The sequence below is a fragment of the uncultured Thiothrix sp. genome (assembly GCF_937873765.1).
Classification (GTDB): Bacteria; Pseudomonadota; Gammaproteobacteria; order Thiotrichales; family Thiotrichaceae; genus Thiolinea.
Genome location: NZ_CALMZC010000052.1, coordinates 1 through 15,211, shown reverse-complemented (window position 1 = coordinate 15,211; position 15,211 = coordinate 1). Strand labels below are relative to the sequence as shown.

Below are 15,211 nucleotides of genomic sequence, written 5' to 3'. Positions count from 1 at the left end.
ATTAATGGGTTTTTCGAGGTGAACGTGGGCGATTATACCCAAACAACCCTAAAAAATAAGAAGCTAGGGGGAAAGGTAGCACCGAAACCAACCACATACCCCAAGTGAGAGGAAAAGGGAAAGCAATCACAGCTTGGTTGTGTGCTAAACCTTTAGCAATCACCCGCGCTGCTTGTTCAGCAGAAATCATCGTTGGTCGAGTGCCGGGGAATTGATCGCTCAGATCGGTTTTCACAAAGCCCGGGCAGACCACATTAACCTTAATACCTTCTGGAGCCAACCAGCCACGTAGTGCTTCACCCCAAGCTTTAATCGCAGCTTTACTGGCACAATAGGCAGGGGTGATAGGCATGCCACGCCATGCGGCTAACGAACTAATCATTGCAAGTTGCCCAGTTTTACGACTGCGCATACGCTCAATCAAAGGGTGTAAAGTGTAAATAACCCCATATAAATTTATATCTAAGACTTGCTCAATCGCGGCTAGCTCCTCACCAGAACCTTGCTTACTCAGCATACTCGTAACCCCGGCATTGGCAATCGCTAAATCAATCGGATAACGCTGATCGAAATCATCCAACCATTGTTTGAGTGTTGCTTGATCTGTGATGTCAATACTGGCCGTCGTCACCTGAGCACCTAGGTTTTTACAGGTTTCACAAATCTGCTCTAGGCGTCCTAAATCTCTACCAATTAAAGCCAAGTGTACTTCAGGAGTTGCATAATATCTGGCAAGAGCCGCTCCTAAGCCATTACTTGCACCTGTAATGAGAATTGTACGCGCCATAGTTGCTTAACGCTCTTTGTACAGATAACTAGCTTCAGGGAGTTTACCGCCATAGATAAGTTTGACAGGTGCAGGCGACAAATTGGGTACAGGCGTAAGGTTAGGAGTTGGTTTGGTCACTGGTGTAATTTGCATAGCCGCTAAGCTGCCTGCAATGGCGAGCCTAATGCCCTTACGGGAATAAAAGTCACCATTAATTTGTGTTTCTTGAATGACGCGTTGGCGAAACTGACTGAAGAGATGAGGATCAGCCGCCTGTCCCTCAGTCCAGAAACGATCCAGCCCATCTTGGAAAGTTAAACCAGGAATATCAAATAGAGCCGTACCTAAAGCAATAGTGGGCGAGCCGTGATGTAAAGCTGAAGTACCGGTTGTGCTATTTACTAGGACTGTGCCTTTGGTATGGTGGAGTAGAGTAGGTAAATGCCCTGTCTCCAAAAACAAAACACGTTCACTCATTCCTAAAGTTTGAGCAACTTGTTTAACCTTTTCAGCATGCTTGAGTAGGCCAGTATCTAAAGGATGATTCTTGATCACTAACAGGCTTTCAGCAGGTGCATGTTTAGCAAAGGAGGCCATCACCTTAACAATCACTTGCTGTATGCTGGTGAAAGAAGAATGCACACGAATCTGGGCATCAGAATCTAATTGTAGGGGCAGCAGATAGTAATCTTGTCCTGAGTTAACAAGTTGTTGAATCTTCTTCTGTTCCCAGCGCTCACGCCACAATTTATTATTGGGTAAGCGCTGTGCCCAGCCAAGGTATTCTCGATAAGCTTGGAAGGGGCGATGCGTTTTATAATGGGGATAAACAGGGGTAAAAGTAGCAGTGGCAAGGCGATAACAAACATCATGCCAAGCGCGTGGCAGAAAATTTTTACCAAGCTTACTCGCTATTTTTAAATCTTCGTCTCCCTGATTGAGCCAAAAATCGGGATCTTTATTGAGTAACCGCGAGTGACCATTGACACCATTTTGTTCTAAGGTAATCCAATCAGGACGGAAGTAGCCTTCCTCGTACACATGAATTTTTAAACCTAAGCGTTTCAGTAACGGTAGGGCATGCAGATGGACAGGACGGGTATCGCCAAAGAGGATAACATCAGTAAAGTGGTGTTCTTGATATTTTTTTTCCAGCCAAGAGGGCAGCTGATCTAGGTTAGCAGTAAAGCGCCAGCTATTTTTAGTGTGACTAAACCAACTATCACCACCACAAAAGTTGACCCGAAATACTTCGTATCCATTTTCTTGAATCGCTTCTCCTAATTTACGAAAAAAAGGAGTAGCGACACCCTGTAAGAAAAGAAATTTTCGGGATGTCATTGTGTAGTTAGGGCATCAATATTTGTTTTAGGTGATAGGAGTATAGGTTATGGGTCTATTAAAGATCAACTTTAGTAGCTATTCTGCAACATGCTAACTGTTAAGCAGCGAGTAGCTTGGCTGGAGAAATGGTCAATTTAGTCTGTTTGTGGAGAATTTCCAACAAAATGATAGCCCTTTCTTCACCATCATAACTCATGAAAACGCCATTTAGCCCGCGAAAGGGGCCTTCTGTCAAAGTAACTAAATCGCCTTGATGGAAACGATCTAAGTCAATTGCACGTTCCCCCAAAGCCAATTCTTGGCTTTTCAGATTTATAATCAATTCGCTAGGCACTAACGCTGGCTGTGTGCCAAAACGCACAAATTGGTTTACCCCTTTAGTGGAGCGGATAGGTGCCCAGTTGTCAGTAAATTGATTTAATGCGATGAACAGATAACGTGGGAATAGAGATTCAGTTTTCTTGACCATTTTGCCACGTTGCTTCCGCAAACGTTGAGCGAGGGGACGATAGACTTCATAACCTTGCTTGCCTAGTTCAAGTTCAGCTAGCTCATCTTTAAAGGGTTTACTTGTCAATAGATACCATTGACGTTCAGGGACGCTAGTAAGAGGCATATTCAAAGCTTACCGGAAGATTAACGTTTTTTTAGGGTAGGTTGATAAAGCTGTGTAGTCAATTGCTTTTTTTGTAATTAGGTTACAAAGTGCGCACTAGCTAAATAGCAAGTGTTATACCCATAACTTTAGTAAGCACTGTCTAGGATCAGTGCTTAAATCAGGAGTAATAAGCTTAATGGAATCAAGCATCTTGCTCGCAGCGGAAGGGCTATCGCGCTATTATGGCGAGTACTGCGCTGTGGAAAATTTGAATATACAACTTCAAAAAGGCGAAGTGCTAGGGCTACTTGGACCGAATGGTGCTGGCAAATCGACTACCATGCAGATGCTGACGGGTAATCTCGCGCCTACTACGGGTTCCATTCAAATTAATGGCCTCGATCTTCTAGAAGAACCGCGCCGTGCAAAGCGGCATATTGGCTATTTGCCTGAGCAGCCACCGGTTTATCGAGATCTCATGGTGAATGAATATTTGGACTATTGTGCAAAATTACATGGTTTACGTGGTACTGCGCGTACTCAAGCTATTAACTTGGCATGTGAACGCTGCAGCTTAAATGAAGTAAAAAATCGCCTGATTGCCAATCTCTCAAAAGGTTATAAGCAGCGCGTTGGTATTGCCCAAGCGATTTTGCATAATCCGGCGGTTGTTATTTTAGATGAACCTACAGTGGGTTTAGATCCTTTACAAATTCGTGAGATTCGCAAGCTCATCCGTGAGTTGGGTCAGGAACATAGTGTGATTCTATCAACGCACATTTTGCCTGAGGTACAAGCAGTTTGTGATCGGGTGCAGATTCTGAATCGCGGACGAACGGTCTTTAATGACTCACTAGCAGGGGGTGAATCTTTGGAGAAGATATTCTTTGAATTAGTCTACCAAGAAGACCCCGCATTAGCAGATACTGCACCGGAGCGCCTTACATGAAGATGATTTGGACTATAGCGACTACTGAGTTCCGGCGTATGTTCAACTCACCCTTAGCTTGGAGCATTTTAGCAGTCGTACAGTTTATTTTAGCTTGGGTGTTTTTGCTCGGGTTAAATGAATATGTTACGCAGATTCAACCAGCGATGGCTGGGCGCGAGAATGTACCTGGTTTAAGTGATTTAGTGGTATCCGCACTATATCTGTGGGCAGGTGTGATTATGCTGGCTGTTATGCCGATCTTGACCATGCGCTTATTTGCGGAGGAGCGCATGAACCAAACCTTATCCTTACTGACGACCGCACCGATTTCGATTAGCCAGATTGTTGTAGGCAAGTATTTAGGCTTATTGCTGCTGATTATTACCATGATTGGTATGCTTAGTTTGATGCCTGCCTCGCTTTCCTTAGGCACTGATTTAGATTGGGGTAAGTTAGCAGCAGCGATATTAGGTTTGTTCTTGCTTTTAGCGTCTTTTGCAGCGGCAGGCTTATTTCTGTCTTCCCTCACGCGCCAGCCGATTATTGCTGCTGTTAGCACGTTCGGCTTGCTACTGTTTTTGCTGGTCTTGTATATCTCTGGGAATTCACAAGGTTCAGGCAGCCAACTATTTATCTATCTCTCGCATTTTGGGCACTTTCTCTCTTTTTTAGAAGGGTTGTTTGATAGCAGCGACTTAGTGTATTACCTGTTGTTTATCATCAGTTTCCTACTGCTGACGATTCGCAAATTAGATAATGAGCGCTTGCAGAGATAATTGACATGAAAATGACGAAAGGGATGCATCGCTCTATCGGGGTGCAAAACGCGATTTTTTATTTACTGTTGTTTGCAGTGATGGGTTTATTAGCTTTTTTGAGCCGTGAATTTCATTTCCAAGCGGATTGGACGTATGGGAATCGCAATAGCTTGACTGTAGCAACGCGGGCTTTGTTAGAAAAAACGGATCAGCCTTTAAAGTTTATTGCTTATGTACCAGAAGATGCGGCTTTGCAAGAGCAACTACGTAAACTGGTGGCTAAGTATCAGCGCATCAAGCCTGACATCAAATTAGAATTTGTAAACCCTGATCTAGATCCTGTGCGCGCTAAGCAGGATGGAATCCAATATGCGGGGCAAATGGCAATTCATTTAGCTGAACGTAGTGAAGTGGTTGAGCAAACTACTGAGCCAGTGATTGCGAATGCTATTCAGCGGATGAGTCGAGGGGCTGAGCGCTTAGTGGTATTTTTAGAGGGGCATGAGGAGCGTGATCCACTATCGGCTAATTCTAATGGTCTGACGCAATTCTTAAGCACTTTAGAGCGTAGTGGTTTTAAAGTGCAGCCGCATAATCTCGTCCGTACCCAATCGATTCCACAAAATGCTCGCTTTTTAGTGATTGCCTCACCACAAAAGGATTTGCTACCGGGTGAAGTGGAGGTAGTTCAAAAATATGTGGAGCAAGGGGGGAATTTACTCTGGTTACAAGATCCAGGTGGTTTGTATGGTTTAAAACCGCTAGCTGATTTATTAGGCTTAAAAATTAGCGAAGGCACGGTTTTAGATGCGAATGAACAGTTGCATGCAGTTCTTGGAGTGACTCACCCTGCCATCGTGCCAGTGGTTGATTATGGGCGTTCGCCTATAGCAGAAAAATTCACTGGGTCTCAAAGCCTATTTCCCTTTGCAACCATGGTCGAACGGAGTCCAGTTGAAGATAAAAATGCTTTGCTTTGGGATGCCCAAGAGCTATTAACGACTTTGCCGAATAGTTGGCTGGAAACGGGCGCGGTGGATGGTGCAGTCACTTATGAAGAGGATAAAGGTGATGTCTTAGGGCCGATTTCAATTGGCTTTACCTTGACGCGCTTATTGGAGCAACCAGAAACTAATTCGGCGACCACGGTTGCTGCGAATCCGCAACAAGAGCGTCAACAACGCGTGGTCGTGATTGGCGATAGTGATTTCTTGATCAATAGCTTTATTGGGCAGGGTGTGAATTTGGATCTGGCGACCAATCTTTTCAATTGGTTGAGTGCTGACGATAATTTGCTGAATATTCAAGTAAATAATGCCCCAGATACCCATTTTGCGCTGGGCGAGACAGCCAGTTTTGTGTTGGCTAGTTTCTTCCTGATTTTTCTGCCTTTGAGTCTCATTGCTTTAGGGACATTGATTTGGTTTAAACGGCGGAGACGTTAAGGATGAATCGTATATCAATGCGTCGTTTAGGAGTGAATTTTCTGCTACTGATTTTGGTAGTGGGTTTAGCGAGCCTAGTTGGGTGGCAATTGCAGCAAAAAGAGCAGGTAACACAAAACTCGCGTCTATTGCCGCTGAGCTTGGCAGAAGTGAATTCGGTCGTAGTGGAGCGCAAGCAGGATGGACTTGAGGCTAAACTAGAGTTCAAGCGCGAGGGTGATCAATGGCGATTAGTGCAGCCACAGCAGATTGCGGCCAACCCTGTTAAGGTACGGCAATTATTGACCCTGCTTGATGAAAAAGTTGAGTCCAGTTATCCCAGCGCCGGTAAAGATTTAAGTGCTTATGGCCTAGACCCGGCTGAGCTTAGTCTGAGTATTAATGGGTATAAGCTGGTGTTGGGCAATACGAATCCCGTTTCAAACAATCGCTATATTCTCAATGCAGGGCAGATTCAGTTAGTCAATGAGGCAGTTTATAGTTTGTTGCAAGAAGCTTGGGTCAACTTTGTATCGCTTACAGTAATACCTGCCCCCTTCAATTTAACTGCAGTGCAACTGCCTGAGAGTTTTGCTGAGTTACCGCAATTAGTCAGTCACTGGAAAAATGCGGAGGCGATTCGTGTGGAGACGTTTGATCCGCAAAAGCTGACGCCTGAAATGCAGAAACTAGTTTTACAAAGTCCTGCTGAAACTCGAGAGCTGGTAATTGTGAGTTTAAAAGATGAAATAGTTCTAGCTGACCCCGCTAAACAGTTGGCTTATGTACTGCCCATCTCACAAGCAGCACAATTGTTTCCTGCGAAAACCAGCCTAGAACTTACGCCTAAATAGCTATACAGGCATAAGGCTTGGATTGTAAGTGTGATTAATAATCCGTAAGATTCGGAGTGAGTCTGCACCATACCCAGTTTAACGATAGTGATGGGTAAGTTTAGCTAGTGATTGGATTTTCAGAAAAAAAGACGCTTGCACTTTGTCCGAACCGCTTTGAGTTGGTAAACCCTACGCGGTTGTACTAGCCTAAACTACCACAGCTGCAATAATAAGGTAGTCCAAATGAAAATCACCAAAGGTCTAGATATACCTATTGCTGGTAAACCAGAGCAAAAAATCTATGATCATCCTAAACCGACTATGCTTGCTGTCTTAGGACGTGATTTCCATGAGTTGAAGCCAGCTTTGCAAGTAAAAGAAGGGGATACGGTTAAAGCTGGGCAAATTCTATTCTCGCATCGCAAACATGAAGGTGTACATTTTACCGCACCTTGTGCAGGTACGGTAAAAGCTATTAATCGGGGCGAAAAGCGCGTGCTGATCTCTGTAGTTCTGCAGGCAGCCGCCGAGGAAGAGTTCATTGATTTTGGCGCACATTGCCCCGAAGAACTGGTTCAGTTAGATGAGGCACTTATTCGCCAAAAATTGCAAGACTCAGGGCAGTGGGTGAGTTTCCGCACCCGCCCGTATAGTCATATTCCTGAAGCTAATGCTAAAGCGACTGCCATTTTTGTCACAGCGATGGATACACGTCCGTTAGCGGCTGATCCTAAACTTGTGATAGCTGAATATACTGAGGCTTTTCAACACGGTTTGACGGTATTAGGTCGTTTAGCGCCGATTGTTTATGTCTGTCACGAAACGGGCTATGAGCCACCGAAAGTAGCTAGCTCAAATGTCTTGTATAAAGCATTTTCAGGTGTGCATCCAGCCGGTTTGCCCGGTACACATATTCATTTCCTTGAACCTGCTAGTGAACATCGTTTTGTTTGGCATCTAAATTATCAAGACGTGATTGCCATTGGTAAGTTGTTTACGACGGGTAAGTTATTTGTGGATCGTGTCATTGCATTAGCAGGACCTGCGGTCAAGCAACCACGGCTGATTCGTACTCGATTGGGCGCGAATACTGATAGCCTTGTTAGTGACGAATTAACACCTGGTCGCTATCGTGTCATTTCTGGTTCAGTGCTAGGTGGATATACCGCAAAGGATACTGGTGCTTATTTAGGGCGTTACGACTTACAAGTGTCTGCTATTTCTGAAGAGCAAGAACGAGTCTTTTTGCACTGGTTGAACCCGTGGCTATCACAATACTCCATGATGCGGGTCTTCCTGAAACCGGGTTTAGATAAACTCAAGTTTGCGATGACCAGCACTCAAAACGGTAGTCATCGGGCGATGGTGCCTTTAGGTAACTACGAGCAAGTGATGCCACTCGACATTTTAGCCACCCAATTGCTGCGCTCGTTATTGATCCGCGATACGGTGATGGCGCAACAGCTTGGCGCTTTAGAGTTAGATGAAGAGGATTTAGCGCTGTGTACTTTCGTTTGCCATAGTAAGTACGAATACGGTTCCGCGTTACGCGATTGCTTGCGCATGTTGGAAAGAGGGGAATAAACGATGCTGAAAATTTTGCGTAAGTGGTTGGATCAACGCGAACCGGATTTTCTGCCGGGCGGTAAATACGAAAAATATTTTAGTCTGTATGAAATGGTGGACACGCTTTTATACAGCCCACCCAATCGTACTACGAGTTCTCCGCATGTGCGTGATGCCTTAGATTTAAAGCGTGTCATGGGCTACGTTTGGTTAGCGACTTTTCCTGTCATGTTTATGGCCTGCTATAACACTGGTTTACAGGCGAACTTAGCCCTTCAATCCTTGGGCTTAGAACAAGCTACAGGTTGGCGTGGCTCAATTCAAAGTCTTTTTGGCTTTGATCCGAACAGCTTTTTCGATAATTTCTTTCATGGCCTGTTGTACTTTGTACCCATTTACATGACCACCTTTATTGTAGGTGGGATTGCTGAAGTGATTTTTGCAATGGTGCGTGGACATGAAGTGAATGAAGGCTTTTTTGTGACCTCGATTTTGTACACGCTAACCTTACCACCTGGAACACCGCTGTGGATGGTGGCGTTAGGGATTTTATTCGGGGTCGTGATTGGTAAAGAGGTCTTCGGTGGGACTGGGAAAAACTTTATCAATCCAGCCCTAGCGGGGCGTGCGTTCCTATTCTTTGCTTATCCTTCGTATATGTCTGGCGATACCGTTTGGGTGGCTGTTGATGGTTATTCGGGAGCTACAGCTTTATCCACTGGTGCTGCTAGTGGGATGGATGGGATTTATGCGAGTGGCCTGACATGGTGGGATGCTTTCATTGGTCTAGAGCCGGGTTCTTTAGGGGAAACTTCCGCTTTAGCGATTTTTATCGGGGGTGCTTTCCTCTTATATACCGGTATTGCCAATTGGCGGATTGTGTCCGGTGTGCTGTTTGGCATGATCATGACTACTATTTTACTAAACACCATTGGTAGCGAGACTAATCCGATGTTCGCCATGCCTTGGTGGTGGCATTTAGTCTTAGGTGGCTTTGCCTTCGGTATGATGTTTATGGCCACCGATCCTGTGACGGCGGCTCATACGAATGCTGGGCGTTGGTGGTTTGGTGTTTTGATTGGCTTTATGGTGATTTTAATTCGGGTAGTTAATCCAGCTTTCCCTGAAGGTATGATGTTAGCCATTCTCTTTGCCAATATGATCGCGCCACTGATGGATTATGTGGTGATGAAAGTGAATATCCAACGTCGCCTGAAGCGGCAAAAAGCAGCGACAGGAGAGGTGAAAGCATGAGTGTCATTAGTGATGTTTTAGCTTTACCCAATGATAGTCGGAAAAAGACTTATATTGTGGCTTTCGTGCTGTGCTTAATCTGCTCAATTGCAGTGTCGAGTGCCGCAGTTTTGCTGAAGCCGGTACAGGATAAAAATAAGCAGTTTGATAAGCAGCGCAATATAGTCGCTATTGCCGGTCTGGCTCAAGATGGCGTTTCCGTCAGTGAAGCTTTTAAGCAAGTTGAAGCAAAAGTGGTTGATCTACAAACCGGTGAATATGTGGATCTTGACCCTAAAATTTTTGATGCCCGTGCGGCAGCAGTCGACCCTAAACAAAATGTAGTGTTGAGTAAAGAGCAAGATATTGCCTCGATCAAACGCCGTGCTAAATACGCTACAGTGTATTTAGTGAAAGATGAGCAAGGCAAACTCCAGAAAATCATTCTGCCGATTTCTGGCTATGGCTTATGGTCGACTTTGCATGGCTTCTTAGCTCTACAAGGTGACGCAAATACTATCGTAGGTTTGGGGTTTTATGAGCATGCTGAGACTCCAGGTTTAGGTGGTGAAGTCGATAATCCTAATTGGAAAGCGCAATGGATTGGTAAAAAAGTCTTTGATGAGCAAGGCAAGATTGCGCTTAGGGTGACTAAAGCGCCTGTTGCCGATAGTGATCCCCGTGCCGTCTATGATATTGATGCTTTGTCAGGTGCGACCTTAACCAGTAATGGTGTAAATAATCTAGTGCATTTCTGGTTAGGCCCAGACGGTTTCGGCTCTTATATACAAAAAATACGTCAAGGAGGTGGAGCATGACTACCGAAACGCGTAAGGTTCTGCTAGGGCCTTTATTTGACAATAATCCGATTACTTTACAGATTTTGGGTATTTGTTCGGCGCTAGCAGTGACTAGCTCGATGAATACTGCACTCCTCATGTCACTTAGTCTGACTTTGGTGACAGCTTTCTCGAATATGTTTATCAGTACGGTGCGCAATCATACGCCAAGTAGCATTCGGATTATCGTGCAGATGACGATTATTGCATCCTTGGTTATTGTGGTGGATCAAATTTTGCGAGCCTACGCCTTTGATACGTCTAAACGCTTATCTGTTTTCGTCGGTTTGATTATCACTAATTGTATCGTTATGGGGCGCGCTGAAGCTTTTGCTATGCAAAATCCACCGGGGATTAGCTTTCTTGATGGAATCGGTAATGGTTTAGGTTATAGCTTGATTTTGATGTCAGTCGCTTTTGTGCGGGAGTTGTTTGGAGCGGGGTCTTTATTTGGCTTCCAACTGATTCCTCTGCTAAAAGATGGTGGCTGGTATGTACCTAATGGTTTACTGCTTTTGCCACCGAGTGCGTTTTTCCTGATTGGGATCTTGATTTGGATTTTGCGTACTAAAAAACCAGAGCAGCGGGAAGTACCCGAGTTTAGGATTCACGAACCCGCTAAAGGGGAGTATCACTAATCATGGAAGGCTTACTGAGTTTATTTGTTAAATCAGTTTTCATTGAGAACATGGCACTGACCTTCTTCTTAGGGATGTGTACCTTTATTGCGATCTCGAAAAAGATTGAAACAGCGATTGGTTTAGGCATTGCCGTGGTGATTGTGCAAGCGATTACCTTGCCGGTGAACAATATTATTCTGAATGTCTTTCTGAAGGAAAATGCGCTAATTCAAGGAGTTGATTTGCGTTTTTTAGGGCTAATCACTTACATTGCGGTGATTGCGGCGATTGTGCAAGTGCTTGAGATGGCGATGGATAAATTTGCACCCGCCCTACATCAAGCGTTAGGGATTTTCCTACCCCTGATTACTGTGAATTGTGCGATTTTGGGTGGTACTTTGTTCATGGCTGAACGTGATTACTCTTTTGCAGAGAGCCTAGTCTATGGCTTTGGCAGTGGCTTCAGTTGGATGCTAGCTATTGTTATCCTTGCAGGGGTGCGCGAACGCTTGAAATATAGTGATGTACCGGGAGGCTTGCAGGGTTTAGGGATTATTTTTATCACCGTTGGCCTGATGTCACTTGGCTTTATGTCCTTCTCTGGCATTCAGTTATAGGAGCTGAGCATGACAACCATTTTATTAGGCGTAGCTCTGTTTATCATCATGATCATCGGCTTGGTATACGCGATTTTAATGGCGCGCCAACGCTTAGTGCCCCAAGGTGATGTGCACATTCTGGTTAATGGTGAAAAGGATTTAGTCGTTAATCCGGGGGGTAAATTGTTGGGAGCCTTAGCGGATAAAGGTTTATTTGTCTCCTCTGCTTGTGGTGGTGGTGGTACTTGTGGGCAATGCCGCGTAAAAGTATTAGAGGGTGGCGGTACTTTATTGCCGACTGAAGAAGGCCATATCAATCGGCGTGAAGCTGCAGCTTGTGAGCGCTTGGCTTGCCAAGTCGCGGTCAAGCAAAACATGAAGATTGAAGTCCCCGATGATGTATTTGGCGTAAAAAAATGGATTTGTACAGTGCGTTCTAACGAAAACTGTGCCACTTTCATTAAAGAGCTGGTTTTAGAATTACCGCTAGGTGAGAAAATTAATTTTAGAGCAGGGGGCTATATCCAAATTGAGTGCCCACCTTATAGCTTGAAGTATTCAGAATTTGATATTCCTGAAGAATATCGCGGTGACTGGGATAAGTTCAAAATGTGGGACATCACCGCCCAAGTGACTGAACCAGTAATGCGTGCTTATTCGATGGCTAATTATCCTGAAGAAGACGAAATTATTATGCTGAATGTGCGGATTGCTTCACCACCGCCGGGCAAGAATGTGCCAGCAGGGAAAATGTCTTCGTATATCTTCAATTTGAAGCCCGGTGACCCAGTGACTGTCTCCGGCCCTTTCGGTGAGTTTTTTGCACGTGAAACGAATAAAGAAATGGTCTTTATCGGTGGTGGTGCAGGCATGGCGCCGATGCGTTCACATATCTATGATCAATTACGCCGTCTGAAAAGCAAGCGCAAAATGACCTTCTGGTATGGAGCACGGAGTTTACGTGAGGCTTTCTATGTGGACGAGTTCGATCAGTTAGCGGCTGAAAATCCTAATTTCACTTGGTTTATGGGCTTGTCTGATCCTTTGCCAGAGGATAACTGGACGGGGTATACCGGTTTTATTCACAATGTTTTATACGAAAATTACTTGAAAGACCATCCCGCGCCCGAAGATTGTGAGTATTACCTCTGCGGGCCACCTATGATGAATTCATCGGTGACTAAGATGCTGCTTGATCTAGGCGTTGAACCAGAGAATATTATGTTTGACGATTTCGGAGGCTAACCATGCTGGTATTCGTGATTGCCTTTGCCGTGTTTCTGTTTGCTTTTGCGGCGCTTTCTATTACTTGGTTTTTTAACCGGGAAACCATTAAGGGGAGCTGTGGTGGCTTGGCTAATTTACTCGGTGAAGAGGATAAACAATGTGGCTGTAAGAAACCCTGTGAAAAGCGCTTGAAACAGCTTGCACAAGAGGCAGTCGGTGTCAGCGAAACTAGAATTGATTTTAAAGCTTAAAGTTCAGTCATAGATGCCAGAATTACCCGAGGTTGAAACGACGCGGCGTGGCATAGAGCCACATCTGCTAGGTCAACGGATTAAGCGCTTTATTGTACGCCAGCCTAAATTGCGCTGGCCTGTTTCTCCAGAGTTAGCGCAATTAAGTGGTGCAAAGATTGATGCTGTACAGCGTCGTGGTAAGTATTTATTGATAGAAACGGTGCAGGGCACGATCTTGATGCATTTAGGCATGTCGGGCAGCTTGCGTATTTGTGTTGCAGATGTAGGCGTTGAAAAGCACGACCACGTGGATTTAGTGTTCGACAATGGAAAAGCCTTGCGTTTACGCGATCCCCGTCGATTTGGTGCAGTCCTATGGGCAAGTTGCGGGGAACTGCATCCCTTATTAGCGAACTTAGGCGTTGAGCCACTCACCGATGAATTGACAGCAGAATACTTATTAGGACGTGCTAAGGGGCGGCAAGTGAGTATTAAAGAGTTCATTATGAACTCTCATATCGTGGTTGGGGTTGGCAATATCTATGCGAATGAAGCTTTATTTTTGGCTGGGGTTAATCCACGGCGTGTGGCAGGACGGGTAAGCCTAGTAGAATTGCAGAAATTAGTGCTGGCGATTAAAGCAGTTTTGAAGTGTGCTATTGAACAAGGCGGTACGACTCTCAGAGACTTTGTACGTGAAGACGGGCAAATGGGGTATTTTCAAATTGAGCTGCAAGTGTACGGCCGGACTAAGCAGGCTTGTCATGCTTGTGGCAGTTTGATTGAGCAGATTCGTCAGGGGCAACGTTCGACTTGGTATTGCCCCTATTGTCAGCCTGAATAGTTTAGGCTGGAGAATGTGGTTGGCGGTGACGTGGTTTAGATTCAGCCATTTCAACAATACCACTTAAGGTCAATTCACGTAGCAGTTGACGCCGCACGCCGCGTTCAATGCCTGCATCAATTCCTACGCGATAAAAGACATAGCAGGGAATACCAATAACAATTAGCCCTATAATAAAATTAATGACCATGTCCCACATAAGTAAAGCCCCCTTATTTTTTTATTATTGACAAAGATAACCTGACTAGCCTGAACCGTCGATTTACTGTGCACCCATGTTTCATGGCTTAAAATCAACTAACCCAATGAGCACGTTTGCGTTTGCTATGAGCGCGCATGGGCTAAGCGGAAGCTCTTTCTTGAGCCACTGAGTCTTTCCTGTGAATCACTGGCAAGTTTTCATTCACTGGCTGTATAATTCTGATTCATTAAACCGCAATTGGTGAAATATGCTATGGCAACAAGGGCTTATGGTAGCTTCATAATTTCCGCCTATTCTATTAGCCAGCCTGTGCGCAGAATTCAAGCGAAGGCTGGCTATTCTGATATTCCAGAACGCCGCCTAATAAACTGTTGGTTGCGATAGCAAGACCAATTTATTGATTTGAAAGACAAATCTCAGATTATAAGAAGAAGCTGAAAAAAGCAAAAAAACATGCTATTCAGTTAAGACTAGAAATTCTTCAAAACGTAGTTATTGACAGAAATTTCTAGTCTTAACTGAATTCATGATGCTTTTGCAGCAGACTCCTTTAATTCCGATTTGTCGGTGTAGAATTCAATAAACGGAGTTCTTATAACTATCTCGCAAGCAACCAACAAGTCGCTGAGTCAGAAACTGGCTATGCCAGTTCTGCTCAGCTATTTTCGTTATACGCCGAGGAGAGTGCATTGAGGGATCGCGTATGAATAGGGCGCTTTCCGCACATGGATGGGTGAAAACGCATATTGAGGTAGATGATAGGTTTGATGCGCACGTTCTAGAGCTTGCGGAATCGATAGGTCATCCAGTGAAGCATCGGAAATCGCAGGCTATGGTCCATGAAATAACACCCGTCGCGGCCGGTCATGGATTTCCAAATTCGTTGACCGCAAGGTATTCGACGGGAGCCTTTCCTCTGCATGTGGACACTGCGCACTGGATAGTGCCTTGTAGATACGTGATCCTCGCGTGCAAGGCGATTCGCGATGGATCAAGAAGCACAAGCCTATTGAACGTCAAAGATGTGCCGTTCACGGACCCGGAAATCAATGCCTTAAAGTCGACGCCATTCCTTGTAAAGAACGGACGAAACTCTTTCTACGGAACCATTCTATCTAATGAACGTGAATTCACGGTATTATGTAGCACCTGCACAAAGCTAATGACCTCATAACCCATTAAAATCAA

The 15,211-nt window shown here is 44.8% G+C and carries 16 protein-coding genes; 12 read left to right on the top strand and 4 right to left on the bottom strand.

The genetic code is table 11. The features are described 5' to 3' along the window. Position 1 precedes the first annotated feature (1 nt). From Q0307_RS15105 to rfaH, 3 genes are all read right to left on the bottom strand, one after another. On the bottom strand, positions 2-787 hold the full coding sequence (locus Q0307_RS15105; RefSeq protein ID WP_298661652.1) for an SDR family NAD(P)-dependent oxidoreductase: 786 nt from the start codon (positions 785-787) through the stop codon (positions 2-4). A gap of 6 nt (positions 788-793) precedes the next feature. Further along, positions 794-2,110, bottom strand: a complete 1,317-nt coding sequence (locus Q0307_RS15100) for a capsular biosynthesis protein (protein ID WP_298661651.1) — start codon at positions 2,108-2,110, stop codon at positions 794-796. A gap of 100 nt (positions 2,111-2,210) precedes the next feature. Next, complete coding sequence (gene rfaH / locus Q0307_RS15095) at positions 2,211-2,729, bottom strand: transcription/translation regulatory transformer protein RfaH (RefSeq protein ID WP_298661650.1); 519 nt, start codon at positions 2,727-2,729, stop codon at positions 2,211-2,213. A 178-nt stretch (positions 2,730-2,907) separates the two neighbouring features. On the opposite strand from rfaH, the gene Q0307_RS15090 reads away from it, so the two are divergent. The 12 genes from Q0307_RS15090 to mutM all read left to right on the top strand — a co-directional run bounded on the left by Q0307_RS15090 (position 2,908) and on the right by mutM (position 13,821). Further along, the gene (locus Q0307_RS15090; RefSeq protein ID WP_298661649.1) at positions 2,908-3,660 is read left to right on the top strand and encodes an ABC transporter ATP-binding protein; all 753 of its coding nucleotides are present in this window, start codon (positions 2,908-2,910) and stop codon (positions 3,658-3,660) included. Then, on the top strand, positions 3,657-4,418 hold the full coding sequence (locus Q0307_RS15085; protein ID WP_298661648.1) for an ABC transporter permease subunit: 762 nt from the start codon (positions 3,657-3,659) through the stop codon (positions 4,416-4,418). Before Q0307_RS15090 ends, Q0307_RS15085 begins: the two co-directional genes overlap by 4 nt. 5 nt (positions 4,419-4,423) lie before the next feature. After that, positions 4,424-5,845: a DUF4350 domain-containing protein gene (locus Q0307_RS15080; protein ID WP_298661647.1), complete on the top strand. Its 1,422-nt coding sequence runs from the start codon at positions 4,424-4,426 to the stop codon at positions 5,843-5,845. Between the two features lie 2 nt (positions 5,846-5,847). Then, the gene (locus Q0307_RS15075) at positions 5,848-6,678 is read left to right on the top strand and encodes a DUF4340 domain-containing protein (protein ID WP_298661646.1); all 831 of its coding nucleotides are present in this window, start codon (positions 5,848-5,850) and stop codon (positions 6,676-6,678) included. Positions 6,679-6,903: 225 nt separating this feature from the next. Continuing rightward, positions 6,904-8,244 carry a Na(+)-translocating NADH-quinone reductase subunit A gene (locus Q0307_RS15070; RefSeq protein ID WP_298661645.1) on the top strand — a complete coding sequence of 447 codons (1,341 nt, stop codon included), beginning with the start codon at positions 6,904-6,906 and terminating at the stop codon, positions 8,242-8,244. Positions 8,245-8,250: 6 nt separating this feature from the next. Next, positions 8,251-9,480 carry an NADH:ubiquinone reductase (Na(+)-transporting) subunit B gene (locus Q0307_RS15065; protein WP_298661724.1) on the top strand — a complete coding sequence of 410 codons (1,230 nt, stop codon included), beginning with the start codon at positions 8,251-8,253 and terminating at the stop codon, positions 9,478-9,480. Further along, the gene (locus tag Q0307_RS15060; RefSeq protein WP_298661644.1) at positions 9,477-10,277 is read left to right on the top strand and encodes a Na(+)-translocating NADH-quinone reductase subunit C; all 801 of its coding nucleotides are present in this window, start codon (positions 9,477-9,479) and stop codon (positions 10,275-10,277) included. Before Q0307_RS15065 ends, Q0307_RS15060 begins: the two co-directional genes overlap by 4 nt. Then, positions 10,274-10,936, top strand: coding sequence for an NADH:ubiquinone reductase (Na(+)-transporting) subunit D (locus tag Q0307_RS15055; protein WP_298661643.1), 663 nt, complete (start codon positions 10,274-10,276; stop codon positions 10,934-10,936). The genes Q0307_RS15060 and Q0307_RS15055 overlap by 4 nt, the downstream gene beginning before the upstream one ends. Positions 10,937-10,938: 2 nt before the next feature. Next, entirely contained in the window at positions 10,939-11,535 is a 597-nt protein-coding gene (nqrE, locus tag Q0307_RS15050; protein WP_298661642.1) for an NADH:ubiquinone reductase (Na(+)-transporting) subunit E, read from the top strand. Between the two features lie 9 nt (positions 11,536-11,544). Further along, positions 11,545-12,762 carry an NADH:ubiquinone reductase (Na(+)-transporting) subunit F gene (nqrF, locus tag Q0307_RS15045; protein WP_298661641.1) on the top strand — a complete coding sequence of 406 codons (1,218 nt, stop codon included), beginning with the start codon at positions 11,545-11,547 and terminating at the stop codon, positions 12,760-12,762. 2 nt (positions 12,763-12,764) lie between these two features. Next, positions 12,765-12,995, top strand: a complete 231-nt coding sequence (gene nqrM, locus Q0307_RS15040; protein ID WP_298661640.1) for a (Na+)-NQR maturation NqrM — start codon at positions 12,765-12,767, stop codon at positions 12,993-12,995. Between the two features lie 13 nt (positions 12,996-13,008). Further along, complete coding sequence (mutM, locus tag Q0307_RS15035; protein WP_298661639.1) at positions 13,009-13,821, top strand: bifunctional DNA-formamidopyrimidine glycosylase/DNA-(apurinic or apyrimidinic site) lyase; 813 nt, start codon at positions 13,009-13,011, stop codon at positions 13,819-13,821. 1 nt (position 13,822) lies between these two features. Here mutM and Q0307_RS15030 read toward each other — a convergent pair whose 3' ends face one another. After that, positions 13,823-14,020, bottom strand: a complete 198-nt coding sequence (locus Q0307_RS15030) for a hypothetical protein (RefSeq protein ID WP_298661638.1) — start codon at positions 14,018-14,020, stop codon at positions 13,823-13,825. Positions 14,021-15,211 lie beyond the last annotated feature (1,191 nt).

What these genes read in the sequence shown, in the direction of transcription:
- Q0307_RS15030 (WP_298661638.1), bottom strand. Translation starts at nt 14,020, where the DNA reads ATGTGGGACATGGTCATTAATTTTATTATAGGGCTAATTGTTATTGGT.
- nqrE (WP_298661642.1), top strand. Translation starts at nt 10,939, where the DNA reads ATGGAAGGCTTACTGAGTTTATTTGTTAAATCAGTTTTCATTGAGAAC.
- Q0307_RS15100 (WP_298661651.1), bottom strand. Translation starts at nt 2,110, where the DNA reads ATGACATCCCGAAAATTTCTTTTCTTACAGGGTGTCGCTACTCCTTTT.
- Q0307_RS15105 (WP_298661652.1), bottom strand. Translation starts at nt 787, where the DNA reads ATGGCGCGTACAATTCTCATTACAGGTGCAAGTAATGGCTTAGGAGCG.
- nqrF (WP_298661641.1), top strand. Translation starts at nt 11,545, where the DNA reads ATGACAACCATTTTATTAGGCGTAGCTCTGTTTATCATCATGATCATC.
- Q0307_RS15055 (WP_298661643.1), top strand. Translation starts at nt 10,274, where the DNA reads ATGACTACCGAAACGCGTAAGGTTCTGCTAGGGCCTTTATTTGACAAT.
- mutM (WP_298661639.1), top strand. Translation starts at nt 13,009, where the DNA reads ATGCCAGAATTACCCGAGGTTGAAACGACGCGGCGTGGCATAGAGCCA.
- Q0307_RS15090 (WP_298661649.1), top strand. Translation starts at nt 2,908, where the DNA reads ATGGAATCAAGCATCTTGCTCGCAGCGGAAGGGCTATCGCGCTATTAT.
- Q0307_RS15060 (WP_298661644.1), top strand. Translation starts at nt 9,477, where the DNA reads ATGAGTGTCATTAGTGATGTTTTAGCTTTACCCAATGATAGTCGGAAA.
- Q0307_RS15075 (WP_298661646.1), top strand. Translation starts at nt 5,848, where the DNA reads ATGAATCGTATATCAATGCGTCGTTTAGGAGTGAATTTTCTGCTACTG.
- nqrM (WP_298661640.1), top strand. Translation starts at nt 12,765, where the DNA reads ATGCTGGTATTCGTGATTGCCTTTGCCGTGTTTCTGTTTGCTTTTGCG.
- rfaH (WP_298661650.1), bottom strand. Translation starts at nt 2,729, where the DNA reads ATGCCTCTTACTAGCGTCCCTGAACGTCAATGGTATCTATTGACAAGT.
- Q0307_RS15070 (WP_298661645.1), top strand. Translation starts at nt 6,904, where the DNA reads ATGAAAATCACCAAAGGTCTAGATATACCTATTGCTGGTAAACCAGAG.
- Q0307_RS15085 (WP_298661648.1), top strand. Translation starts at nt 3,657, where the DNA reads ATGAAGATGATTTGGACTATAGCGACTACTGAGTTCCGGCGTATGTTC.
- Q0307_RS15080 (WP_298661647.1), top strand. Translation starts at nt 4,424, where the DNA reads ATGAAAATGACGAAAGGGATGCATCGCTCTATCGGGGTGCAAAACGCG.